Origin of the sequence: Paraburkholderia sp. Clong3, from assembly GCF_050436485.1 — a bacterium.
Lineage (GTDB): Bacteria > Pseudomonadota > Gammaproteobacteria > Burkholderiales > Burkholderiaceae > Paraburkholderia > Paraburkholderia tuberum.
The window spans coordinates 3,399,332-3,423,008 of sequence record NZ_JBNDMH010000002.1 but is presented as its reverse complement, the minus strand read 5'-3'; the positions used below and the strand labels follow the sequence as shown (position 1 = coordinate 3,423,008).

At 60.0% G+C, this 23,677-nt stretch carries 19 protein-coding genes and 3 tRNA genes; all 22 read right to left on the bottom strand.

Features of this window, described 5'->3' with window-relative positions; all coding sequences use genetic code 11:
- Position 1: 1 nt before the first annotated feature.
- The 22 genes from rplB to OKW30_RS19750 all read right to left on the bottom strand — a co-directional run bounded on the left by rplB (position 2) and on the right by OKW30_RS19750 (position 23,665).
- Positions 2 to 829, bottom strand: coding sequence for a 50S ribosomal protein L2 (gene rplB / locus OKW30_RS19855; protein ID WP_018420149.1), 828 nt, complete (start codon positions 827 to 829; stop codon positions 2 to 4).
- A 2-nt stretch (positions 830 to 831) separates the two neighbouring features.
- On the bottom strand, positions 832 to 1,146 hold the full coding sequence (rplW, locus tag OKW30_RS19850; protein ID WP_008923345.1) for a 50S ribosomal protein L23: 315 nt from the start codon (positions 1,144 to 1,146) through the stop codon (positions 832 to 834).
- Positions 1,143 to 1,763 carry a 50S ribosomal protein L4 gene (gene rplD / locus OKW30_RS19845; protein ID WP_090802165.1) on the bottom strand — a complete coding sequence of 207 codons (621 nt, stop codon included), beginning with the start codon at positions 1,761 to 1,763 and terminating at the stop codon, positions 1,143 to 1,145. Before rplD ends, rplW begins: the two co-directional genes overlap by 4 nt.
- Positions 1,763 to 2,422, bottom strand: a complete 660-nt coding sequence (gene rplC / locus OKW30_RS19840; RefSeq protein ID WP_090805499.1) for a 50S ribosomal protein L3 — start codon at positions 2,420 to 2,422, stop codon at positions 1,763 to 1,765. Before rplC ends, rplD begins: the two co-directional genes overlap by 1 nt.
- 201 nt (positions 2,423 to 2,623) lie before the next feature.
- Positions 2,624 to 2,935 (bottom strand): 30S ribosomal protein S10, encoded by a 312-nt coding sequence (gene rpsJ, locus OKW30_RS19835; protein ID WP_006998489.1) that lies wholly within the window; start codon positions 2,933 to 2,935, stop codon positions 2,624 to 2,626.
- Positions 2,936 to 3,063: 128 nt separating this feature from the next.
- A complete protein-coding gene (gene tuf, locus OKW30_RS19830) occupies positions 3,064 to 4,254 on the bottom strand; it encodes an elongation factor Tu (RefSeq protein ID WP_129958904.1) in 1,191 nt (396 codons plus the stop codon).
- Between the two features lie 48 nt (positions 4,255 to 4,302).
- Positions 4,303 to 6,405, bottom strand: a complete 2,103-nt coding sequence (gene fusA, locus OKW30_RS19825) for an elongation factor G (RefSeq protein WP_090802169.1) — start codon at positions 6,403 to 6,405, stop codon at positions 4,303 to 4,305.
- 131 nt (positions 6,406 to 6,536) lie between these two features.
- A complete protein-coding gene (gene rpsG, locus OKW30_RS19820) occupies positions 6,537 to 7,007 on the bottom strand; it encodes a 30S ribosomal protein S7 (protein WP_006053291.1) in 471 nt (156 codons plus the stop codon).
- 180 nt (positions 7,008 to 7,187) lie between these two features.
- Positions 7,188 to 7,568: a 30S ribosomal protein S12 gene (gene rpsL, locus OKW30_RS19815; RefSeq protein WP_006053290.1), complete on the bottom strand. Its 381-nt coding sequence runs from the start codon at positions 7,566 to 7,568 to the stop codon at positions 7,188 to 7,190.
- A gap of 217 nt (positions 7,569 to 7,785) precedes the next feature.
- Complete coding sequence (gene recQ, locus OKW30_RS19810; RefSeq protein ID WP_184070691.1) at positions 7,786 to 9,633, bottom strand: DNA helicase RecQ; 1,848 nt, start codon at positions 9,631 to 9,633, stop codon at positions 7,786 to 7,788.
- 224 nt (positions 9,634 to 9,857) lie between these two features.
- Positions 9,858 to 14,096, bottom strand: a complete 4,239-nt coding sequence (rpoC, locus tag OKW30_RS19805; protein WP_184070693.1) for a DNA-directed RNA polymerase subunit beta' — start codon at positions 14,094 to 14,096, stop codon at positions 9,858 to 9,860.
- Between the two features lie 21 nt (positions 14,097 to 14,117).
- Positions 14,118 to 18,224, bottom strand: a complete 4,107-nt coding sequence (gene rpoB, locus OKW30_RS19800; RefSeq protein WP_184040838.1) for a DNA-directed RNA polymerase subunit beta — start codon at positions 18,222 to 18,224, stop codon at positions 14,118 to 14,120.
- A gap of 369 nt (positions 18,225 to 18,593) precedes the next feature.
- Positions 18,594 to 18,971, bottom strand: coding sequence for a 50S ribosomal protein L7/L12 (gene rplL, locus OKW30_RS19795; RefSeq protein WP_018420143.1), 378 nt, complete (start codon positions 18,969 to 18,971; stop codon positions 18,594 to 18,596).
- Positions 18,972 to 19,034: 63 nt separating this feature from the next.
- A complete protein-coding gene (rplJ, locus tag OKW30_RS19790) occupies positions 19,035 to 19,538 on the bottom strand; it encodes a 50S ribosomal protein L10 (RefSeq protein WP_062129470.1) in 504 nt (167 codons plus the stop codon).
- A gap of 303 nt (positions 19,539 to 19,841) precedes the next feature.
- A complete protein-coding gene (rplA, locus tag OKW30_RS19785; RefSeq protein WP_184070695.1) occupies positions 19,842 to 20,540 on the bottom strand; it encodes a 50S ribosomal protein L1 in 699 nt (232 codons plus the stop codon).
- Complete coding sequence (rplK, locus tag OKW30_RS19780) at positions 20,541 to 20,972, bottom strand: 50S ribosomal protein L11 (protein ID WP_008922976.1); 432 nt, start codon at positions 20,970 to 20,972, stop codon at positions 20,541 to 20,543.
- Between the two features lie 161 nt (positions 20,973 to 21,133).
- Entirely contained in the window at positions 21,134 to 21,691 is a 558-nt protein-coding gene (gene nusG, locus OKW30_RS19775; RefSeq protein WP_013090767.1) for a transcription termination/antitermination protein NusG, read from the bottom strand.
- A 1-nt stretch (position 21,692) separates the two neighbouring features.
- Positions 21,693 to 22,073 (bottom strand): preprotein translocase subunit SecE, encoded by a 381-nt coding sequence (gene secE, locus OKW30_RS19770; protein ID WP_184040841.1) that lies wholly within the window; start codon positions 22,071 to 22,073, stop codon positions 21,693 to 21,695.
- Positions 22,074 to 22,107: 34 nt separating this feature from the next.
- A tRNA-Trp gene (locus OKW30_RS19765) sits at positions 22,108 to 22,183 on the bottom strand.
- A 64-nt stretch (positions 22,184 to 22,247) separates the two neighbouring features.
- Positions 22,248 to 23,438 carry an elongation factor Tu gene (tuf, locus tag OKW30_RS19760; protein WP_129958904.1) on the bottom strand — a complete coding sequence of 397 codons (1,191 nt, stop codon included), beginning with the start codon at positions 23,436 to 23,438 and terminating at the stop codon, positions 22,248 to 22,250.
- Positions 23,439 to 23,500: 62 nt separating this feature from the next.
- Positions 23,501 to 23,575 (bottom strand) — tRNA-Thr (locus OKW30_RS19755).
- Positions 23,576 to 23,591: 16 nt separating this feature from the next.
- Positions 23,592 to 23,665 (bottom strand) — tRNA-Gly (locus OKW30_RS19750).
- Positions 23,666 to 23,677: the final 12 nt, after the last annotated feature.

Sequence of the window (23,677 nt, the reverse complement as noted above, 5' to 3'; positions counted from 1 at the left end):
CTTAACGCTTGTGACGGCGCTGGACGATCATGCTCGTCGTGCGCTTGTTGCTGCGGGTGCGATAGCCCTTCGTCGGCGTGCCCCACGGGCTCACCGGATCGCGGCCTGCCGCAGTCTTGCCCTCGCCACCACCGTGCGGGTGGTCGACCGGGTTCATTGCAACGCCACGCACCGTCGGGCGGATACCGCGCCAGCGGTTCGCACCAGCCTTACCGATTTGACGGAGGCTATGCTCTTCGTTGCCTACTTCACCGATCGTTGCGCGGCATTCAACGTGAACGCGGCGGATTTCGCCCGAACGCAGACGAACCTGCGCGTAGATGCCTTCGCGAGCCAGCAGCATCGCCGACGTACCCGCCGAACGCGCCATTTGCGCGCCCTTGCCCGGCAGCATTTCGATGCAGTGAATCGTCGTACCGACCGGGATGTTGCGGATCGGCAGCGTGTTACCTGCGCGGATCGGCGCCTCCGAACCCGACATCAGCTGTTGACCGACGGTAATACCCTTCGGAGCGATGATGTAGCGGCGCTCGCCGTCTGCGTACAGAACCAGCGCGATGTTCGCGCTACGGTTCGGGTCGTACTCGAGACGCTCGACCTTTGCGGGAATACCATCCTTCGTGCGACGGAAGTCGACGACACGATAGTGATGCTTGTGACCACCACCCTTGTGACGCGTGGTGATGTGACCGTTGTTGTTACGGCCGGCGGTCGACGACTGCGTGTCGAGCAGCGCTGCGAACGGCTTGCCCTTGTGCAGTTCCTTGTTGACCACCTTGACCATCGCGCGGCGACCCGGCGAAGTCGGCTTAACTTTCACGATTGCCATGATTACTTGGCCTCCGCTTCAAAGTTGATTTCCTGGCCGGGCTTCAGGCAGACGTACGCCTTCTTCACGTCCTTGCGCTTGCCCATGAAGCGACCAAAGCGCTTGGCTTTGCCCTTCGCGACCAGCACGTTGACGGAATCGACTTCCACCTTGAACAGCAGCTCGACTGCAGCTTTCACTTCCTGCTTCGTGGCATCCGGCGCGACTTCGAACACAACCTGTTCGTTCTTGTCGGCCACCAGCGTCGCCTTTTCGGAGACCACCGGCGCGAGCAGGACCTGCATCAAACGATGATCGTTCTTGCGAATCTCGCTCATGACAGCAACTCCTCGATCTGGGCGACCGCAGCCTTCGTGATCAGGATCTTCTTGAAGTAGATCAGCGACAGCGGGTCGGCGTAACGCGGCTCCACAACCGCCACGTGGGCGAGGTTGCGCGACGCGAGGTACAGGTTTTCGTCAACCGTGTCGGTAATCACCAGCACGGAATCGAGACCCATCGCCTTGAATTTTTCGGCCAGCAGCTTCGTCTTCGGCGCTTCGAGCGTCAACTCGTCGACCACCGAGATGCGGCCTTCGCGGGCCAACTGCGAGAAGATCGAGCAGAGACCTGCACGATGCATCTTCTTGTTGACCTTGTGCGAAAAGTTTTCTTCCGGCGAATTCGGGAAAATACGGCCACCGCCGCGCCACAGCGGGCTCGACGACATACCGGCACGGGCGCGGCCCGTACCCTTCTGGCGCCACGGCTTCTTGGTCGTGTGTTTGACCTGCTCACGATCCTTCTGCGCGCGGTTGCCGCTACGGGCATTCGCCTGGTACGCAACCACCACCTGGTGAATCAGGGCTTCGTTGTAGTCGCGGCCGAACACGACGTCCGACGCGCTAACGCCTGCACTTTCCTGACCATTGGCATTCAGGAGCTTAAGTTCCATTATTTCGCTCCTTTCACGGCACGCGTCTTCACGGCCGGCGTAACGAATACCTTGCCACCCTTCGCACCCGGAACGGCGCCCTTGACCAGCAGCAGCTTGCGGTCAGCATCGATACGAGCGATTTCGAGGTTTTGCACCGTTACCTTCTCATCACCCATGTGACCGGTCATGCGCTTACCCGGGAAAACACGACCCGGATCCTGCGCCATACCGATCGAGCCCGGCACGTTGTGCGAGCGCGAGTTACCGTGGGATGCACGGCCAGACGAGAAGTTATAACGCTTGATGGTACCGGCGTAGCCTTTACCGATCGACACGCCTTGCACGTCGACCTTCTGGCCCACTTCGAACAGCTCGGGACCAACCACGGCGCCGCTCGACAGTTCGGCAGCCTTAGCGGCATCGATCTGGAATTCTTTGAGGATTTCACCGGCTTGAACACCGGCTTTGGCGAGATGACCTGCCAACGGCTTCGTCACGCGGGATGCACGGCGCGTACCGAAGGCAACCTGCACGGCCGTGTAGCCGTCGGTTTCAACAGTCTTGATCTGCGTCACGCGGTTGTCGGACACGTCCAGCACGGTGACGGGAATTGAATCCCCTTCAGCCGTGAAGATACGGGTCATGCCAACCTTGCGACCTACGAGTCCAAGGCTCATCGTTTTCTCCATTCCCGACTGCGATTGGTCGGGGCTAATTTACAAAATGCCGGCACCGCTTCGGGCATGAAACCATGCTGCAGGACGCCGACTTTTTTACGCAAATGCGCGAAAAGCTCAACAGTATAGCGAGCCTTTTCGTTTTCCGCAAGCAATCAATGACTTAGCGTTGCCCGGGTGGCCGGGCAAGGGCTGGAAGCCTTACTGCAGCTTGATTTCAACGTCCACGCCAGCCGGGAGATCCAGCTTCATGAGCGCGTCGACGGTCTTGTCCGTCGGGTCAACGATGTCCATCAGACGCTGGTGGGTGCGGATTTCGAGCTGGTCACGCGACGTCTTGTTGACGTGCGGCGAACGCAGGATGTCGAAGCGTTGAATGCGGGTCGGCAGGGGTACGGGACCACGAACAATCGCGCCAGTCCGCTTTGCCGTATCGACGATTTCAGCTGCCGATTGGTCGATCAGGCGATAGTCGAAAGCCTTCAGGCGAATGCGGATTTTCTGGTTCTGCATGACAAATTCCTTGAAAAGAGCGAGGCGATATTGCACCGCCGATTAGAAAAAAGAACGTAGGCTCGGACGCTCGCGCAGAGCGAGTGCCCGAGCCCGGGCGCTACAGACTGCTACAGCAATCGTCGATTTTACTCGATGATCTTGGCGACGACACCAGCGCCGACCGTACGGCCACCCTCGCGAATTGCGAAGCGCAGACCTTCTTCCATCGCGATCGGGTTGATCAGTTTCACCGTGATCGACACGTTGTCGCCCGGCATCACCATTTCCTTGTCCTTCGGCAGCTCGATCGAGCCGGTCACGTCCGTCGTACGGAAGTAGAACTGCGGACGGTAGTTGTTGAAGAACGGCGTGTGACGGCCGCCTTCGTCCTTGCTCAGCACGTACACTTCAGCCGTGAAGTGCGTGTGCGGGTTGATCGAACCCGGCTTGGCCAGAACCTGACCACGCTCCACGTCTTCACGCTTCGTGCCGCGCAGCAGGATACCAACGTTGTCGCCTGCCTGACCCTGGTCGAGCAGCTTGCGGAACATTTCCACGCCCGTGCAGGTCGTCTTGGCCGTTGCGCGGATACCGACGATCTCGATTTCCTCGCCAACCTTGATCACGCCGCGCTCGACGCGACCCGTCACCACCGTGCCGCGACCCGAGATCGAGAACACGTCTTCCACCGGCATCAGGAACGCACCGTCAACCGCGCGCTCCGGCGTCGGGATGTACGTGTCCAGCGCATCGGCCAGGTTCATGATCGCTACCTCACCCAACTCGCCCTTGTCGCCTTCCAGCGCCAGCTTGGCCGAACCCTTGATGATCGGCGTGTCGTCGCCCGGGAAGTCGTACTTCGACAGAAGTTCGCGAACTTCCATCTCGACGAGTTCCAGCAGCTCGGCGTCGTCCACCATGTCGCACTTGTTCAGGAACACGATGATGTACGGAACGCCAACCTGACGCGCCAGCAGGATGTGCTCACGCGTTTGCGGCATCGGGCCGTCGGCAGCCGAGCACACCAGGATTGCGCCGTCCATCTGCGCCGCGCCCGTGATCATGTTCTTCACGTAGTCTGCGTGGCCCGGGCAGTCGACGTGTGCGTAGTGGCGGTTAGCCGTTTCGTACTCGACGTGCGCGGTGTTGATGGTAATGCCACGCGCCTTTTCTTCCGGCGCCGCGTCGATCTGGTCGTACGCCTTCGCTTCGCCGCCAAACTTCTGCGTCAGGACCGTCGTGATCGCTGCCGTCAACGTGGTCTTGCCGTGGTCAACGTGACCGATCGTGCCCACGTTCACGTGCGGCTTGGTCCGCTCGAATTTACCTTTAGCCATGTTTCTCTTCTTTCAGAAAGTTAATCGTTGAATGACTTTGCCGCGCGATTACTTCGACTTCGCGTTGATGATCGCTTCCGACACGTTACGCGGAGCTTCAGCGTAGTGCTTGAACTCCATCGTGTACGTTGCACGGCCTTGCGTCAGCGAACGCAGAGACGTCGAGTAGCCGAACATTTCCGACAGCGGCACTTCGGCGCGAACGATCTTGCCGCCGCCAACCATGTCATCCATGCCCTGAACAATACCGCGACGGCCAGAGAGGTCGCCCATCACGTTGCCCATGTAGTCTTCCGGCGTTTCGACTTCGACAGCCATCATCGGTTCGAGGATGACCGGCTGTGCCTTGCGCATCGCTTCCTTGAACGCCATCGAACCGGCCATGCGGAACGCGTTTTCGTTCGAGTCGACATCGTGGTAGGAACCGAACGTCAGGTGAACCTTCACGTCCACGACCGGGAAGCCCGCCAGCACGCCGGCCTTCAGCGTTTCCTGGATACCCTTGTCGACTGCCGGGATGTATTCACGCGGAATCACACCGCCCTTGATCTCGTCCAGGAACTCGTAGCCCTTGCCTTGCTCGTTCGGCTCGAGCGTGATGACCGCGTGACCGTACTGGCCGCGACCACCCGACTGCTTGACGAACTTGCCGTCAACGTCTTCCGCCTTGCCGCGAATCGTTTCGCGGTAAGCCACCTGCGGCTTGCCAACCGTTGCTTCAACGCCGAACTCACGCTTCATCCGGTCGACCAGAATTTCCAAGTGGAGCTCGCCCATGCCCGAAATAATGGTTTGACCCGATTCTTCGTCCGTTTGAACGCGGAACGACGGATCTTCCTGCGCCAGACGGTTCAGGGCCAGACCCATCTTTTCCTGGTCCGGCTTCGTCTTCGGCTCAACAGCCTGCGAAATCACGGGTTCCGGGAAAACCATGCGCTCGAGCACGATCGGGCTCGTCGGATCGCACAGCGTGTCGCCCGTGGTCGCGTCCTTCAGGCCGACCGCAGCGGCGATGTCGCCTGCGCGCACTTCCTTGATTTCTTCGCGCTGGTTCGCGTGCATCTGCAGAATACGGCCCAGACGTTCCTTCTTGTCCTTGGTCGCGTTCAGCAGGGTGTCGCCCGAATTCACAACGCCAGAGTACACACGGAAGAAGATCAGTTGGCCGACGAACGGGTCGGTCATGATCTTGAACGCCAGTGCCGAGAACTTTTCGTCGTCAGCAGCGCGGCGCTCACCCTTTTCACCGTTTTCCAGCTCGCCGGTAACCGGCGGGATGTCGATCGGCGACGGCAGGAAGTCGAGCACGGCGTCCAGCATGCGCTGCACACCCTTGTTCTTGAACGCGGTGCCGCACAGCATCGGCTGGATTTCGCAAGCGATCGTACGGTCGCGCAGACCCTTGATGATTTCCTCTTCGGTCAGCTCACCCGACTCGAGGTACTTGTTCATCATGTCTTCGTTCGCTTCCGCCGCGGCTTCGACCATCTTTTCACGCCATTCGTTGCATGTGTCGACGAGCTCTGCCGGGATGTCTTCGTACGAGAACTTGGTGCCTTGCGACGCGTCGTCCCAAATGATCGCCTTCATCTTCATCAGATCGACGACGCCCGTGAAGTTCTCTTCCGCGCCGATAGGCACGACGACCGGAACCGGGTTCGCCTTCAGACGCAGCTTGAGCTGGTCGTAGACCTTGAAGAAGTTCGCGCCGGTACGGTCCATCTTGTTGATGAACGCGAGACGGGGAACCTTGTACTTGTTAGCCTGACGCCACACGGTTTCCGACTGGGGCTGCACGCCGCCTACAGCGCAGTACACCATGCACGCGCCGTCGAGCACGCGCATCGAGCGCTCGACTTCAATCGTGAAGTCGACGTGACCCGGGGTGTCGATGATGTTGATGCGGTGTTCGGCGCGGTCGCCCGCCATGCCCTTCCAGAATGCCGTGGTAGCAGCGGAAGTAATCGTGATGCCGCGCTCCTGTTCCTGCTCCATCCAGTCCATGGTGGCAGCGCCGTCGTGAACTTCACCAATCTTGTGGTTCACGCCCGTGTAGAACAGAATGCGCTCGGTCGTCGTCGTTTTGCCGGCGTCGATGTGAGCGCTAATACCGATGTTACGGTAGCGCTCGATAGGAGTCTTGCGAGCCACTTTGATCCTCTATTGGGATGACGCGATGCGAGAGATGTCCATCGCGCTGTAACACAAACGGGCGAGGCGCCTTTGAAGCGCACCCGCCCGGAATTTCTTTCCGTTTTCCGCTAAACCCGGGGTGGGGAAGCTTAGAAACGGAAGTGCGAGAACGCCTTGTTGGCTTCTGCCATCCGGTGAACTTCGTCGCGCTTCTTCATCGCGCCGCCACGGCCTTCGGCCGCTTCGGAGAGCTCACCTGCCAGACGCAGGGCCATCGACTTCTCGCTGCGCTTCTTCGCGGCTTCACGCAGCCAACGCATCGCCAATGCCATACGACGCGACGGGCGCACTTCGACCGGAACCTGATAGTTCGCACCACCAACGCGGCGGCTCTTCACTTCTACCACCGGCTTGACGTTGTTGAGCGCCACCGTGAACACTTCCAGCGGGTCCTTGCCACCCTTGGTCTGGATCTGTTCGAAAGCGCCGTACACGATACGCTCGGCAACCGACTTCTTGCCGGAGAGCATCAGCACGTTCATGAATTTTGCTACATCAACGTTGCCAAACTTCGGATCCGGCAACACTTCCCGCTTGGGGACTTCGCGACGACGCGGCATGTTTCTTCCTTTACTTTTCAGTTGGAGCTGCTTACAGCCCCGCGGCCACCAACTAACCCGATTCATCCGTAAGACTAACCAGCCTGGTCGGGTGACCACTTACTCGATAGCACCGGCGATTCCGGCACCATCGCTATTACCGCCTTTGCAGGCGACCTGAAACTACGATCGACCGGCTAATTACTTGCCAGCCTTGGCACGCTTTGCACCGTACTTCGAGCGAGCCTGCTTACGATCCTTGACGCCCTGGGTATCCAGCGAGCCGCGAACCATGTGGTAACGCACACCCGGCAAGTCCTTCACACGGCCGCCGCGAATCAGCACGACCGAGTGTTCCTGCAGGTTGTGGCCTTCGCCACCAATGTACGAAATGACTTCGAAGCCGTTCGTCAGACGAACCTTGGCGACCTTACGGAGTGCCGAGTTCGGCTTCTTCGGCGTCGTGGTGTACACACGGGTGCACACGCCGCGACGCTGGGGGCAGTCCTGCAAAGCCGGGCTCTTGCTCTTCGTCGTTTCCGACGTGCGGCCTTTGCGAACCAGTTGATTGATGGTTGGCATTGATTATTCCTGAAATTGAACAAAATCGACGCATCGGTTTCCGGGCAAAGCGGAAACGCCCGCGCATCGAACTTCCGGCTGGCCCGCTCACGCACGAACTGAAGTTGCGCGTAGCATTCCAAGAACCGGAACCTAGCATAATATTCCGAAAATACTAAGGGAGTCAACAGGTTGCGGTGTTTCGCCCCTGTCAATCCGGCTAAACAGCCAGACGACGTCAGTCTGCCGCTACGACGTGCAGCAATTCGTAGCCGAAACGGTCCAGTTTACGCGCCCCCATGCCCGGAATCCCGCGCAGATCGTCGATCGAATCGGGGCCGAGACGGGCGATTTCCGCGAGCGTCGCGTCATGGAAAATCACATAAGCCGGCACTCCGTCGCTCTTCGCGGTTTCTGTGCGCCACATGCGTAGACGCTCCCAGCGGGCCCGCTCGCGAGGGCCCATGCCAATGGTCGGATCGGCGCGCTCGCTCGTACGACCCGACGATTGACGCGTGCGTGTCGGCTTGACGTAGCGACGCATCGTCACCTTCTGCTCGCCCTTGAGCACCGGCTTGCTCGCCTCCGTCAGCACGAGCGAACCGAAGCCCTCGTGGTCGACCGTCAGGTAACCGAACGCGACGAGTTGGCGAAAGATCGCACGCCACTCCGGCTCACCGAGCGCCGCGCCGATACCGAACGTGGTCAGCTTCTCGTGGCCACGCTGCAGGATTTTTTCGCTGCGGTTGCCACGCAAAATATCTATCAGGTGTCCGGCTCCGAAATGAAAGCCGCTCGCACGCTGCGCGCGAAACACGCACGACAGCGCCATCTGAGCCTCGCGCGTTGCATCCCAGGTCGGCGGCGGCTCGAGGCAGTTGTCGCAGTTGCCGCACGGCTGGCTCGTTTCGCCGAAGTACGCGAGCAGGCGCACCCGCCGGCAAGTCGCCGTTTCGCACAAACCGAGCAGCGCGTCGAGCTTGCCGGTCTGGACCCGCTTGTGCGCGTCGTCTGCTTCGGATTCGTCGATCATCTTGCGCTGCTGCACGACGTCGCCGAGCCCGTAGGCCATCCACGCGTTCGACGGCAGTCCGTCGCGGCCCGCGCGGCCGGTCTCCTGGTAGTACCCTTCCACGCTCTTGGGCAAATCCAGATGCGCGACGAACCGCACGTCGGGTTTGTCGATGCCCATGCCGAACGCAATCGTCGCGCACATCACGATGCCTTCCTCGCGCTGGAACATCTCCTGATGTTTCTGGCGCACCTCGAACTCCATGCCGGCGTGGTATGGCAGCGCGCGCATGCCCTTTTCCTTCAGCCACTCCGCGGTTTCCTCGACCTTGCGGCGCGACAGGCAATAAACGACGCCCGCGTCGGTCGTACCGTCGGCTTTCGTATGCTCGGCGCGGATGAAGTCGAGCAGTTGCGTGCGCGCGTTGTCTTTTTCGGCGATGCGATAGCGGATGTTCGGCCGATCGAAACTCGACACGAACACGCGCGCATCTTCGAGCGCGAGACGGTGGATGATTTCGTCGCGCGTGATCGCGTCGGCGGTCGCCGTCAGCGCGATGCGCGGGACATTCGGAAAGCGCTCGTGCAGCACCGACAGCTGAATATACTCGGGCCGGAAATCGTGTCCCCATTGCGACACGCAGTGCGCTTCGTCGATCGCGAAAAGACCGATGCGCGTGCGTTCGAGCAGTTCCTGGAAGCGCGGCGTCATCAGCCGCTCCGGTGCGACGTAGAGCAGATCGATGTCGCCGTCGCGGAGCGCCCGCTCGGTGGCCACCGCCTCCGCGCTCGACAACGTTGAGTTCAGGTACGCGGCCCGCACGCCGACTTCGGTCAGCGCGGCCACCTGATCCTGCATCAGCGCGATCAGTGGCGACACCACGATGCCGGCGCCAAAGCCGCATTCGCGCCGCACCAGCGACGGGATCTGATAGCACAGCGATTTGCCGCCGCCCGTCGGCATCAGCACAAGGCAATCGCCACCGTCGGCGACGTGCTCGACAATTTCGCCCTGCTGCCCTCTGAACGCGGGATAACCAAAGACTTCATTGAGGATTTCGAGCGGTCGGGACATGTATTTGAGAGAGACGGCGAAAGGAACGGCACGCAGGCGGTGAGACGAATTTTACCAACCCATTCGTGCCGCGCCCGCGCTTTGCGACAACGTTAGCCATCGGGCCTAGGACTGCTCCGGCACGTGGCACCCATGCACGCGCAAAAAGAGCAAAAAAAAACCGCTCAGTCGAAACTGAGCGGCCTTCGTGGCTCGTGAGGCATGGCGGCTTGCGCCGCCAGCACTTACTCGCCCGAGTGTTGCTGTTCGGCAGCCGGCGTTTCCGGCGTACCGAATTCGAACGACTCTTCCGCTGCGATCTGATCGAAACGCTCGCGGTCGGCCAGTTCCTTGCTCTTGCGCGCCTTGTGGAACGCGAGACCCGTACCGGCCGGAATCAGGCGGCCGACGATCACGTTTTCCTTCAGGCCACGCAGGTCGTCGCGCTTGCCCATGATCGCCGCTTCGGTCAGCACGCGGGTCGTTTCCTGGAACGACGCCGCGGAGATGAACGAATCGGTCGACAGCGACGCCTTCGTGATACCGAGCAGCACGTTTTCGTACGTTGCCGGACGCTTGTCTTCCGCGATCATACGGTCGTTCTCGTCGAGCATGTCCGACCGCTCGACCTGTTCGCCCGGGATGAAACGCGTGTCGCCGTTGTCCGAAATCTGCACGCGGCGCAACATCTGACGCACGATCACTTCGATGTGCTTGTCGTTGATCTTCACGCCTTGCAGACGGTACACGTCCTGCACTTCGTCCACGATGTAGCGCGACAGCGCCTCGACGCCCTGCAGACGCAGGATGTCGTGCGGATCCGCCGGTCCGTCGACGATCATTTCGCCCTTGTTGACGACCTGACCATCGTGCACCAGAACCTGCTTTTCCTTCGCGATCAGGAACTCGTGCTGGTTGCCCTCGAGGTCCGTGATAACGAGACGCTGCTTGCCCTTCGTGTCCTTACCGAACGACGTCGTACCCGTGACTTCCGCCAGGATACCCGCGTCCTTCGGCGAACGTGCTTCGAACAGTTCCGCCACACGCGGCAGACCACCGGTAATGTCACGCGTCTTCTGCGATTCGGTCGGGATACGTGCGAGCACTTCGCCGACCTGCACCTGCTGACCGTCCTTCACGGTGATCAGCGCGCCGACCTGGAAGCCGATCTGCACCGAGTGCTCGGTGTTCGGGATCTTCACTTCCTCGCCATTCGCATCGAGCAGCTTGACCTGCGGACGCACCGTCTTCGACGCCTGCGAACCACGACGCTTCACGTCGATCACGACGAGCGTGGACAGACCCGTCACGTCGTCGATCTGTTTCGCGACCGTCACGCCTTCCTCGACGTTCTCGAACTTCACCGTACCACCATACTCGGTGATGATCGGACGCGTCATCGGATCCCACGTGGCCAGTTGCGTGCCAGCCTTGATCTGCGCACCGTCGAGCTGCAGCAGCGTGGCGCCGTACGGCACCTTGTGACGCTCGCGCTCGCGGCCGTGATCGTCGGTGATCATCGCTTCACCCGAACGCGAGATGACGATCTGCTCGCCCTTCGCATTCGTGACGTAACGCATCGTCGACGTGAAACGCACCGTACCGTTCGACTTCGCTTCGACCGACGATGCCACCGCCGCACGCGACGCCGCGCCACCGATGTGGAACGTACGCATCGTGAGCTGCGTGCCCGGTTCACCGATTGACTGCGCCGCGATCACGCCGACCGCTTCGCCGACGTTCACCAGCGAGCCGCGGCCGAGGTCGCGACCGTAGCAGGCCGCGCACAGACCGTAGCGCGTTTCGCAGGTCAGCGGCGTGCGCACGCGCACTTCGTCGATGCCGAGGCGTTCGATGTCTTCGACCGCGTCTTCGTCGAGCAGTGTGCCCGCTTCGAACAGCGTTTCCTGCGATTCCGGGTTGACGATGTCAGCCACGGCCACGCGACCCAGGATACGGTCACGCAGCGCTTCGACCACTTCACCGCCTTCCACGAGCGCCTTCATCGCCACGCCGTTCGACGTGCCGCAATCCTCCTCGACGACGACCAGATCCTGCGTCACGTCGACGAGACGACGCGTCAGGTAACCCGAGTTCGCGGTCTTCAGTGCCGTATCAGCCAGACCCTTACGTGCACCGTGGGTCGAGATGAAGTACTGCAACACGTTCAGACCTTCGCGGAAGTTCGCCGTAATCGGCGTCTCGATGATCGAGCCGTCCGGCTTCGCCATCAGACCGCGCATACCGGCCAGCTGACGGATCTGAACCGCGGAACCACGAGCGCCTGAGTCCGCCATCATGTAGATGGAGTTGAACGACTCCTGACGCGTCTGGTTGCCGTCGCGGTCCGTGACCGGTTCCGTCGACAGCTGCTCCATCATTGCCTTGCCGACCGCTTCCGACGTCGCCGACCAGATGTCGACCACGTTGTTGTAGCGCTCCTGCGCAGTGACGAGACCCGACATGTACTGACGGTCGTATTCCTTCACCTTCTTCGCGGCGTCGCCAACGATGGTTTCCTTCTGCGGCGGTACGAGCATGTCGTCGACGCAAATCGAAATACCAGCACGCGTTGCCAGACGGAAGCCCGACTGCATCAGTTGGTCGGCGAAAATCACCGTCTCACGCAGACCGCACTTGCGGAACGCGGTGTTGATCAGACGCGAGATTTCCTTCTTCTTCAGCGGCTTGTTCAGCACCGAGAACGGCAGACCCGGCGGCAGGATTTCCGACAGGATCGAGCGGCCAACCGTGGTCGCATACAGCGTGATCTTCGGTACGAACGCCGGCCCGCCTTCCGACTTGTCTTCGTTGTGGACCATTTCGGTGATCCGCACGTTGACGCGCGAGGCCAGTTCGACTTCCTTGTTCTCGTACGCGCGCAGCACTTCCGACACGCCCGTGAATGTCAGGCCTTCGCCCTTGCCGTTCACCGCTTCACGCGTCGCGTAGTACAGGCCGAGCACGATATCCTGCGACGGCACGATCGACGGATCGCCGTTGGCCGGGAACAGTACGTTGTTCGACGCGAGCATCAGCGTGCGCGCTTCCATCTGCGCTTCGAGCGACAGCGGCACGTGAACGGCCATCTGGTCACCGTCGAAGTCGGCGTTGAACGCCGCGCAAACGAGCGGGTGCAGCTGGATTGCCTTACCTTCGATCAGCACCGGCTCGAAAGCCTGGATGCCGAGACGGTGCAGCGTCGGCGCACGGTTCAGCATGACCGGATGTTCGCGGATCACCTCTTCGAGGATGTCCCACACCACCGGTGTCTGGTTCTCGACCTCCTTCTTCGCAGCCTTGATGGTGGTAGCGACACCCATCACTTCGAGCTTGTTGAAGATGAACGGCTTGAACAGTTCGAGCGCCATCAGCTTCGGCAGACCGCACTGATGCAGCTTCAGCGTCGGGCCGACCACGATCACCGAACGGCCCGAGTAGTCGACACGCTTACCGAGCAGGTTCTGACGGAAGCGACCGCCCTTACCCTTGATCATGTCCGCGAGCGACTTCAGCGGACGCTTGTTCGCACCGGTCATCGCCTTGCCGCGACGGCCGTTGTCGAGCAGCGAGTCGACGGCTTCCTGCAGCATCCGCTTTTCGTTGCGGACGATGATTTCAGGCGCCTTCAGCTCGAGCAAACGCTTCAACCGGTTGTTACGGTTGATCACGCGGCGATACAGGTCGTTCAGGTCCGACGTCGCGAAACGGCCGCCGTCGAGCGGGACGAGCGGACGCAGTTCCGGCGGCAGCACCGGCAGCACTTCGAGGACCATCCAGTCCGGCTTGATGCCCGAACGCTGGAACGCCTCGAGCACTTTCAGGCGCTTCGCGTACTTCTTGATCTTCGCTTCCGAGCCGGTGTTCTTGAGCTCCGTGCGCAGCAGCTCGACCTGCTCGTCGATGTTGATCGCGCGCAGCAGTTCGCGAATACCTTCCGCGCCCATCTCGGCACGGAATTCGTCGCCGTATTCCTCGACCTTGTTGTAGTAATCCTCTTCGGTCATGATCTGCCGCGCTTTGAGCGGCGTCATGCCCGGATCGATCACCACGTATGCTTCGAAGTACAGCACGCGCTCGATGTCGCGCAGCGTCATGTCGAGCACCATGCCCAGACGCGACGGCAGCGACTTCAGGAACCAGATGTGCGCGACCGGCGAGGCCAGCTCAATGTGGCCCATTCGCTCACGACGCACCTTCGCGAGCGTCACTTCGACGCCGCACTTCTCGCAGATCACGCCGCGGTGCTTCAGGCGCTTGTACTTGCCGCAAAGGCATTCGTAGTCCTTGATCGGACCGAAAATCTTCGCGCAGAACAGACCATCGCGCTCCGGCTTGAACGTGCGGTAGTTGATGGTTTCCGGCTTCTTGACTTCACCGAACGACCACGAACGGATCTTGTCCGGCGAGGCCAGACCGATCTTGATCGCGTCGAAAACTTCAGGTTGTTGGACTTGCTTGAATAGATCGAGCAAAGCTTTCATCGCTTCTCTCCAGTAGTCCGATTAGTTCCGGTCCAGGTCGATGTCGATACCCAGCGACCGGATTTCCTTCACCAACACGTTGAACGACTCAGGCATGCCGGCATCGATCACGTGATCGCCCTTGACCAGGTTCTCGTAAACCTTGGTCCGGCCCGTCACGTCGTCCGACTTCACCGTCAGCATTTCCTGCAGCACGTACGATGCGCCGTACGCTTCGAGCGCCCACACTTCCATTTCACCGAAACGCTGGCCACCGAACTGCGCCTTACCGCCCAACGGCTGCTGCGTGACGAGCGAGTACGGGCCCGTGGAACGCGCGTGCATCTTGTCGTCGACCAGGTGGTGCAGCTTCAGGTAGTGCATGTAGCCGACCGTCACCGTACGTTCGAACATCTCGCCCGTGCGACCGTCGAACAGACGCACCTGGTTCTTCGACGGCGTCATGCCGAGGTTTTCAGCGATGTCGTCCGGGAACGCCAGATCGAGCGCGCGGGACATTTCTTCTTCCGTCGCACCGTCGAACACCGGCGTTGCGAACGGCACGCCTTCGCGCAGGTTCTTCGCCAGTTCGAGGATTTCGTCGTCGCTGAAGCTGTCCAGCTCTTCGGCGCGGCCCGATTCGTTGTAGATCTTGATCAGGAATTCGCGCAGTTCAGCGATCTTCGCCTGACGCTGCAGCATTTCGCCGATACGCCAGCCGAGACCCTTCGCGGCCCAACCCAGATGCACTTCGAGAACCTGACCCACGTTCATCCGCGACGGCACGCCGAGCGGGTTCAGAACGACGTCAGCCGGACGGCCGTCGGCCATGTAGGGCATGTCTTCGATCGGCACGATCTTCGACACGACACCCTTGTTACCGTGACGGCCTGCCATCTTGTCGCCAGGCTGCAGACGGCGCTTCACCGCCAGATACACCTTGACCATCTTCAGCACGCCCGGCGGCAGTTCGTCGCCTTGCGTGAGCTTCTTGCGCTTCTCTTCGAACGCGAGGTCGAACTGGTGACGCTTCTCTTCGATCGAGTTCTTGATCGCTTCGAGCTGGGCCGCTGCTTCTTCATCCGCGAGGCGGATGTCGAACCAGTGATAGTGGTCCAGATCTTCGAGGTAAGCGCGCTCGATCTTCGTGCCCTTCGCGAGCTTCTTCGGACCGCCATTCGCGACCTTGCCTTCGAGCATGCGCGCGAGACGCTGGAACGCATCACCTTCCACGATACGCAGCTGGTCGTTCAGGTCGAGACGATAGCGCTTCAGTTCATCGTCGATGATCTGTTGCGCGCGCTTGTCGCGCTGGATGCCTTCACGCGTGAATACCTGCACGTCGATCACGGTGCCGCTCATGCCCGACGGCACGCGCAGCGACGTGTCTTTCACGTCCGACGCCTTCTCACCGAAGATCGCGCGCAGCAGCTTTTCTTCCGGCGTCAGCTGCGTTTCGCCCTTCGGCGTGACCTTGCCGACCAGCACGTCGCCCGCTTCGACTTCCGCGCCGATGTACACGATGCCCGACTCGTCGAGACGGCCAAGCTGCACTTCGGCGAGATTCGAGATGTCGCGCGTGATTTCTTCCGGTCCGAGCTTCGTGTCGCGTGCAACGACGTTCAGTTCTTCGATGTGAATCGACGTGTAACGGTCGTCCGCAACGACCTTCTCCGAAATCAGGATGGAGTCTTCGAAGTTGTAGCCGTTCCATGGCATGAACGCGATCAGCATGTTCTGGCCGAGCGCGAGCTCGCCCAGATCGGTCGATGCGCCGTCAGCCAGCACGTCGCCGCGCGCAACCTTGTCGCCCATCTTCACGATCGGACGCTGGTTGATGTTCGTGTTCTGGTTCGAACGCGTGTACTTGATCAGATTGTAGATGTCGACGCCGACTTCACCCGCGACCGCTTCGTCGTCGTTCACGCGAATCACGATACGGCCCGCGTCGACGTAATCGACCACACCGCCACGCAGTGCCTGAACCGTCGTGCCCGAGTCGACCGCCACGGTGCGTTCGATGCCCGTACCGACGACCGGCTTTTCCGGACGCAGACACGGGACGGCCTGACGCTGCATGTTCGAGCCCATCAATGCGCGGTTCGCGTCGTCGTGCTCGAGGAACGGAATCAGCGAAGCTGCGACCGACACGATCTGCGACGGCGCCACGTCCATGTACTGAATGCGGTCCGGCGTGACCATCAGCGTTTCGCCCGCTTCACGCGACGACACGAGTTCATCGGTCAGCGTGCGGTCGTCAGCCACCGCCGCGTTCGCCTGAGCGATCACGTAACGGCCTTCTTCGATCGCCGACAGATAGTCAATCTGGTCGGTCACCTTGCCGTCCGCCACCTTGCGATACGGCGTTTCGAGGAAGCCGTATTCGTTCAGGTGCGCGTACAGAGCGAGCGAGTTGATCAGACCGATGTTCGGACCTTCCGGCGTTTCAATCGGGCACACACGGCCGTAGTGAGTTGGGTGCACGTCGCGGACTTCGAAGCCTGCGCGCTCACGAGTCAGACCGCCCGGGCCTAGTGCAGAAACACGACGCTTGTGCGTGATTTCCGACAGCGGATTGGTCTGGTCCATGAACTGCGACAGTTGCGACGACCCGAAGAACTCGCGAATCGCCGACGAGATCGGCTTCGAGTTGATCAGGTCGTGCGGCATCAAGTTTTCGCTTTCGGCCTGGCCGAGGCGTTCCTTCACAGCACGTTCGACACGCACGAGGCCCGCGCGGAACTGGTTCTCAGCGAGTTCGCCGACGCAGCGCACACGACGGTTGCCGAGGTGGTCGATGTCGTCCACTTCGCCCTTGCCGTTGCGCAGCTCGACGAGGATCTTGATCGTCGCGAGAATGTCGTCGTCCTGCAGCGTCATCGGACCGACGATTTCATCACGGCCGACGCGCCGGTTGAACTTCATACGACCCACCTTCGACAGGTCGTACGCTTCTTCGCTGTAGAACAGACGGTTGAACAGTGCCTCGACCGCTTCTTCGGTCGGCGGCTCGCCCGGACGCATCATGCGGTAGATCGCGATACGTGCGGCCATCTTGTCGGCCGTTTCGTCGATACGCAGCGTCGACGAGATGTACGGACCCTGGTCCAGATCGTTCGTGTAGAGCGTCTGGATGTCCTTGATCTTCGCTTCGCGTAGCTTCTCGAGCACGGATTCGGTAATTTCGTCGTTGGCGTTCGCGATGACTTCACCCGTATCGCCGTCGATCACGTTCTTCGCGAGCACACGGCCGAGCAGATAATCTTCCGGCACCGAGATGAACTTGGTCTTCGCGTTATCGAGGTCGCGAATGTGCTTGGCGTTGATCCGCTTGTCCTTCTGGACGATCACGTTGCCATCGCGGTCCGTGATATCGAAGCGCGCGACTTCACCGCGCAAACGCTCCGGCACGAATTCCATCTGCGCGCCTTCCGGCATCAGCGTGAAATTGTCGAACACGAAGAAGTTTGCGAGGATCTGTTCCGGCGTCAGGCCGATTGCCTTTAGCAGGATCGTAACCGGCATCTTACGACGACGGTCGACGCGGAAGTACAGCACGTCCTTCGGGTCGAATTCGAAGTCGAGCCACGAGCCACGGTAGGGAATGATACGTGCCGAAAACAGCAGCTTGCCCGAGCTGTGCGTCTTGCCCTTGTCGTGTTCGAAGAAAACACCCGGCGAACGGTGCAGCTGCGAAACGATCACACGTTCGGTGCCGTTGATGACGAACGAACCGGTCGGCGTCATGAGCGGGATTTCGCCCATGTACACTTCCTGTTCCTTCACTTCTTTGACGACCGGCTTGCTCGGTGATTCTTTGTCGAGCAGCACCAGACGCACCTTGGCGCGCAGCGCCGAGCAGTACGTCAGACCGCGCTGCTGGCATTCCTTGATGTTGAATGCCGGCGGCGACAGCATGTAGCTGACGAACTCAAGACGCGCGAAGCCGTTGTGCGAAACGATCGGAAAAACGGAAGTAAACGCGGCCTGCAAGCCTTCCGGCTTGCGTTGCGTAGATGACGTATCTGCTTGCAGAAACGTGCTGAATGATTCAAGCTGGGTAGCCAGCAGGAAAGGTACTTGGTGAACGATGGGGCGCTTCGCAAAACTCTTGCGAATACGCTTCTTCTCGGTGAAGGAATATTGCATACGATCTCCGAATCACGGCGGGCATAGTTGTCGAGGCAGGATACCTTGATGAGACAACCCGAGTGTTCACCGACTGAGACCCGATGGCCGTCCGATGGCTTGAACGAGCCTAGAAGCTTGGTGGTTGGCCGCTACCAACCGCTGGCTGACGGCAGCGGATGCCTGTGTTGCCCGCTACCCGACCAAACTTGCCTTCTGCAGTCGCTTCAGAAGACAAAGAAAAATGCCGGTCAAAATTACCGTGGGCGTTTTTCTTTGGCTTCTCGGAATCACATTCCTGCCGGCATACGCCCGCAAAAACGCGTCCTCCACAAAGCACAAAAAGGCCGGCGGTGAAAAACCGCCAGCCTTCGCACAGCGCGTTGAAGCTTACTTGATTTCAACCTTCGCGCCGGCTTCTTCCAGCTTCTTCTTGGCTTCTTCAGCAGCAGCCTTGGGCACCGCTTCCTTAACGGGCTTCGGTGCACCGTCGACCAGATCCTTCGCTTCCTTCAGGCCGAGACCCGTCAATTCGCGAACAGCCTTAATGACCGAAACCTTGTTTGCACCGGTTTCTGCCAAGATGACCGTGAATTCGGTCTGCTCTTCAGCAGCAGCAGCGCCGCCGGCTGCACCTGCCGGGCCAGCCACTGCAACAGCAGCTGCCGAGACGCCAAACTTTTCTTCGAACGCCTTGACCAGCTCGTTCAGTTCCAGAACCGACATCGAGCCTACGGCTTCGAGGATGTCTTCTTTTGCGATTGCCATTTGAAATACTCCTAAATTGAATTCGGATACAGCCAGCGATCAATCACGCTCGACTGAAGTGCATTACGCAGCGGCTTCTTCGCCTTGTTTCTTTTCTGCCAGCGCGGCCAGAGCGCGCGCGAAGCCAGAAACAGGTGCCTGCATAACGTACAACAGCTTGGAGAGCAGTTCTTCGCGGCTCGGGATGCTTGCCAGCGCTTGCACGCCAGCCTTGTCCATCACCTTGCCTTCGTAGGAACCAGCCTTGATGACCAACTTGTCATTGCTCTTGCTGAAGTCATTGACGACCTTAGCAGCAGCAATCGCATCTTCCGAGATGCCGTAGATCAGGGGGCCAGTCATCTGCTCTGCCAGCGGAGCAAACGGGGTACCCTCGACGGCGCGACGCGCCAGCGTGTTCTTCAACACGCGAAGGTAAACCTGTTGCTCACGCGCTTTCGCGCGCAGCTTGGTCAGATCGCCAACCGCGATTCCACGATACTCAGCCAGAACCACGGTCTGAGCTTTCGCGACTTGCGCGGCAACCTCAGCGACGACGGCCTGCTTGCTTTCTTTGTTTAGTGGCACGGTTAACCTCCAGATTCGATACACGCAGCGTGCGCCTTGTGTACCGCATTCAATAACGGCGTCCGACCAGTCAGGAGTATTTCGACCGTCAAAAATCCGTATCGCTACAGACATCCAACGGCTTCATCACTACAAAACCTTTTCGGGTTCGCCATCTGCGTTGGCTTTACATTAAGGACCCGCCTACTTGCTGCGTGCCCACCAACGGTCTTTGACAACCGGTCGCGCGATGCAGACTGCCACCTCGCAACCGCCCAAAGCCCTTAAAAGCCGCCCCAACTCGCGCCGGAGCGGCGAAATTCATTACTGGGCAGCGATCGACGTCTGGTCGACACGAACACCAACACCCATCGTGCTCGACAAAGCGACCTTGCGCAGATACACGCCCTTGCTCGTTGCCGGCTTCGCCTTCTGCAGCGCTTCGATCAGCGCATTCAGGTTGTTGCGCAGTGCTGCCGGTTCAAACGAAGCGCGGCCGATCGTTGCGTGGATAATGCCGGCCTTGTCGACACGGAATTGCACCTGACCAGCCTTGGCGTTCTTGACCGCGGTCGCGACGTCCGGCGTGACCGTGCCAACCTTCGGGTTCGGCATCAGGCCACGCGGGCCGAGAATCTGCCCGAGCGTACCGACGATACGCATCGTGTCCGGCGAAGCGATCACGATGTCGAAGTTCAGGTTCCCGGCCTTGACCTGTTCGGCCAGGTCTTCCATACCGACGACGTCAGCACCAGCGGCACGAGCCTGCTCAGCCTTTTCGCCCTGCGCGAACACAGCGACGCGGACCGACTTACCGGTACCAGCGGGCAGCACGACCGAGCCGCGAACCACTTGATCCGACTTCTTTGCGTCAATGCCGAGTTGCACGGCGACGTCGATCGACTCGTCGAACTTCGCGCTTGCGCATTCCTTCACGAGCGATAGAGCGTCTTCGATCCGGTACAGCTTCTGACGATCCACTTTGGCTGCAAATGCTTGCAGACGCTTCGAAAGCTTAGCCATTTACACGCCCTCCACGGTGATGCCCATCGAGCGGGCGCTACCAGCGATCGTACGAACCGCTGCGTCCAGATCAGCAGCCGTCAGATCGGGCATCTTGGTCTTGGCGATATCTTCAGCTTGAGCGCGGGTGATCTTGCCGACCTTGTCGGTATGCGGCTTGCTCGAACCCTTGTCGAGCTTCGCTGCCTTCTTGATCAGAACCGTAGCCGGCGGCGTCTTCAGAACGAACGTGAAGCTCTTGTCCGCGAATGCCGTGATCACGACAGGAATCGGCAGACCCGGTTCCATCGCTTGAGTCTGCGCGTTGAACGCCTTGCAGAACTCCATGATGTTCAGGCCGCGCTGACCCAGTGCCGGACCAACCGGCGGCGACGGGTTGGCTTTACCTGCAGGAATCTGCAGCTTGATAAAGCCGATAATTTTCTTTGCCATTTCGAGAACCTCTGTGGAACGCCGCCTTACGGGCGGACGCTCAGTGAGTAGTAGCGCGTGTTCGCCGACAAACTGACTAGTTACGCTCCTCAACGGCCATTACGCGGACCGTAAGCGCGAAATACGGAACGCACCTAGCGGTGCGTTCCGTAAAATCTAGACTACAACTTTTCGACTTGGCCGAATTCCAACTCGACCGGCGTTGCGCGGCCGAAGATTGTAACGGAAACACGGACTCGCGACTTTTCGTAGTTCACTTCTTCGACGCTCCCGTTGAAATCTGTGAACGGGCCTTCTTTCACGCGCACCATCTCGCCTACCTCAAACAGGGTCTTCGGACGCGGCTTCTCCACGCCCTCCTGCATCTGCGACATGATCTTTTCAACTTCCCGAGGGGAGATCGGGCTCGGCCGATTACGCGCCCCGCCGACGAAGCCGGTCACCTTCGCCGTATTTTTCACGAGGTGCCACGTTTCGTCTGTCATTTCCATTTCGACTAAAACATAGCCCGGGAAGAAACGACGTTCGGTTACTGATTTGTGACCGCCCTTTACCTCAACAACCTCTTCCGTTGGAACGAGGATCTGGCCGAACTGTTCCTGCATACCAGCCCGCTCGATGCGCTCCTGAAGCGCTCGTTGCACGCTCTTCTCCATACCGGAATATGCGTGCACTACGTACCAACGTTTGCCGCTCGGGGATGCCGGAGTATCACTCATATCATTTCCAACCCAGAATCGCCGAGAAAATCGCCCACTCAATGGATTTATCACAAACCCAGAGGAAGATAGCCATCACGACTACGAAGCCGAAGACCACGAGTGTTGTTTGGGTCGCCTCTTTGCGACTCGGCCAAACTACCTTGCGGACCTCTTTGTATGAGTCATTGGCGAAAGCGATGAAACCCTTGCCAGGCGCCGAGAGAAGACCGACTGCGACACCCGCGATCGCACCAACAGCCAAGGCGGCTCCGCGGATGTACCATTCCTGGCCATTAAGCCAGAAGAACCCCACGAACCCGGCCAAGACCAGCAACACACCTGCGATCAACATCAACTTGTCGCCGGATGTATTTACAGTTTCGACGGAAGGATTCGCCATAACACCTTAACAAGCGCCACTACGGCGCGATAGTTGGCAGGGGCAGAGGGAATCGAACCCCCAACCTTCGGTTTTGGAGACCGACGCTCTGCCAGTTGAGCTATACCCCTAAACCATTTGGGGTTGACGACACCGCCAACCCCGATACAACCGATTATCGAGAACTCTCTGGCGTTACTCGATGATCTTGGCGACGACACCAGCGCCGACCGTACGGCCACCCTCGCGAATTGCGAAGCGCAGACCTTCTTCCATCGCGATCGGGTTGATCAGTTTCACCGTGATCGACACGTTGTCGCCCGGCATCACCATTTCCTTGTCCTTCGGCAGCTCGATCGAGCCGGTCACGTCCGTCGTACGGAAGTAGAACTGCGGACGGTAGTTGTTGAAGAACGGCGTGTGACGGCCGCCTTCGTCCTTGCTCAGCACGTACACTTCAGCCGTGAAGTGCGTGTGCGGGTTGATCGAACCCGGCTTGGCCAGAACCTGACCACGCTCCACGTCTTCACGCTTCGTGCCGCGCAGCAGGATACCAACGTTGTCGCCTGCCTGACCCTGGTCGAGCAGCTTGCGGAACATTTCCACGCCCGTGCAGGTCGTCTTGGCCGTTGCGCGGATACCGACGATCTCGATTTCCTCGCCAACCTTGATCACGCCGCGCTCGACGCGACCCGTCACCACCGTGCCGCGACCCGAGATCGAGAACACGTCTTCCACCGGCATCAGGAACGCACCGTCAACCGCGCGCTCCGGCGTCGGGATGTACGTGTCCAGCGCATCGGCCAGGTTCATGATCGCTACCTCACCCAACTCGCCCTTGTCGCCTTCCAGCGCCAGCTTGGCCGAACCCTTGATGATCGGCGTGTCGTCGCCCGGGAAGTCGTACTTCGACAGAAGTTCGCGAACTTCCATCTCGACGAGTTCCAGCAGCTCGGCGTCGTCCACCATGTCGCACTTGTTCAGGAACACGATGATGTACGGAACGCCAACCTGACGCGCCAGCAGGATGTGCTCACGCGTTTGCGGCATCGGGCCGTCGGCAGCCGAGCACACCAGGATTGCGCCGTCCATCTGCGCCGCGCCCGTGATCATGTTCTTCACGTAGTCTGCGTGGCCCGGGCAGTCGACGTGTGCGTAGTGGCGGTTAGCCGTTTCGTACTCGACGTGCGCGGTGTTGATGGTAATGCCACGCGCCTTTTCTTCCGGCGCCGCGTCGATCTGGTCGTACGCCTTCGCTTCGCCGCCAAACTTCTGCGTCAGGACCGTCGTGATCGCTGCCGTCAACGTGGTCTTGCCGTGGTCAACGTGACCGATCGTGCCCACGTTCACGTGCGGCTTGGTCCGCTCAAACTTACCCTTGGCCATTTTCGACTCCTAAGAGGATTTTCCGTACGTTGCGCCGGGCGCAAACAATCACCGATTACTTCTGGTGCCCATGGGCAGGATCGAACTGCCGACCTCTCCCTTACCAAGGGAGTGCTCTACCACTGAGCCACATGGGCGCTACCTCTGTGTTGCTGGAGCGGGTGAAGGGAATCGAACCCTCGTCGTAAGCTTGGAAGGCTTCTGCTCTACCATTGAGCTACACCCGCAAGGATCATGGA

Excerpts from the sequence above, each read along its gene's own strand:
- rpsG (WP_006053291.1), bottom strand. The coding sequence starts at position 7,007 with ATGCCGCGTCGTCGCGAAGTCCCCAAGCGGGAAGTGTTGCCGGATCCG.
- secE (WP_184040841.1), bottom strand. The coding sequence starts at position 22,073 with ATGGCGAATCCTTCCGTCGAAACTGTAAATACATCCGGCGACAAGTTG.
- rplW (WP_008923345.1), bottom strand. The coding sequence starts at position 1,146 with ATGAGCGAGATTCGCAAGAACGATCATCGTTTGATGCAGGTCCTGCTC.
- rplL (WP_018420143.1), bottom strand. The coding sequence starts at position 18,971 with ATGGCAATCGCAAAAGAAGACATCCTCGAAGCCGTAGGCTCGATGTCG.
- rplB (WP_018420149.1), bottom strand. The coding sequence starts at position 829 with ATGGCAATCGTGAAAGTTAAGCCGACTTCGCCGGGTCGCCGCGCGATG.
- rplA (WP_184070695.1), bottom strand. The coding sequence starts at position 20,540 with ATGGCTAAGCTTTCGAAGCGTCTGCAAGCATTTGCAGCCAAAGTGGAT.
- rplC (WP_090805499.1), bottom strand. The coding sequence starts at position 2,422 with ATGAGCCTTGGACTCGTAGGTCGCAAGGTTGGCATGACCCGTATCTTC.
- tuf (WP_129958904.1), bottom strand. The coding sequence starts at position 23,438 with ATGGCCAAGGGTAAGTTTGAGCGGACCAAGCCGCACGTGAACGTGGGC.
- recQ (WP_184070691.1), bottom strand. The coding sequence starts at position 9,633 with ATGTCCCGACCGCTCGAAATCCTCAATGAAGTCTTTGGTTATCCCGCG.
- rplD (WP_090802165.1), bottom strand. The coding sequence starts at position 1,763 with ATGGAACTTAAGCTCCTGAATGCCAATGGTCAGGAAAGTGCAGGCGTT.
- tuf (WP_129958904.1), bottom strand. The coding sequence starts at position 4,254 with ATGGCTAAAGGTAAATTCGAGCGGACCAAGCCGCACGTGAACGTGGGC.
- rpoC (WP_184070693.1), bottom strand. The coding sequence starts at position 14,096 with ATGAAAGCTTTGCTCGATCTATTCAAGCAAGTCCAACAACCTGAAGTT.
- rpsJ (WP_006998489.1), bottom strand. The coding sequence starts at position 2,935 with ATGCAGAACCAGAAAATCCGCATTCGCCTGAAGGCTTTCGACTATCGC.
- rplK (WP_008922976.1), bottom strand. The coding sequence starts at position 20,972 with ATGGCAAAGAAAATTATCGGCTTTATCAAGCTGCAGATTCCTGCAGGT.
- nusG (WP_013090767.1), bottom strand. The coding sequence starts at position 21,691 with ATGAGTGATACTCCGGCATCCCCGAGCGGCAAACGTTGGTACGTAGTG.
- rpsL (WP_006053290.1), bottom strand. The coding sequence starts at position 7,568 with ATGCCAACCATCAATCAACTGGTTCGCAAAGGCCGCACGTCGGAAACG.
- rpoB (WP_184040838.1), bottom strand. The coding sequence starts at position 18,224 with ATGCAATATTCCTTCACCGAGAAGAAGCGTATTCGCAAGAGTTTTGCG.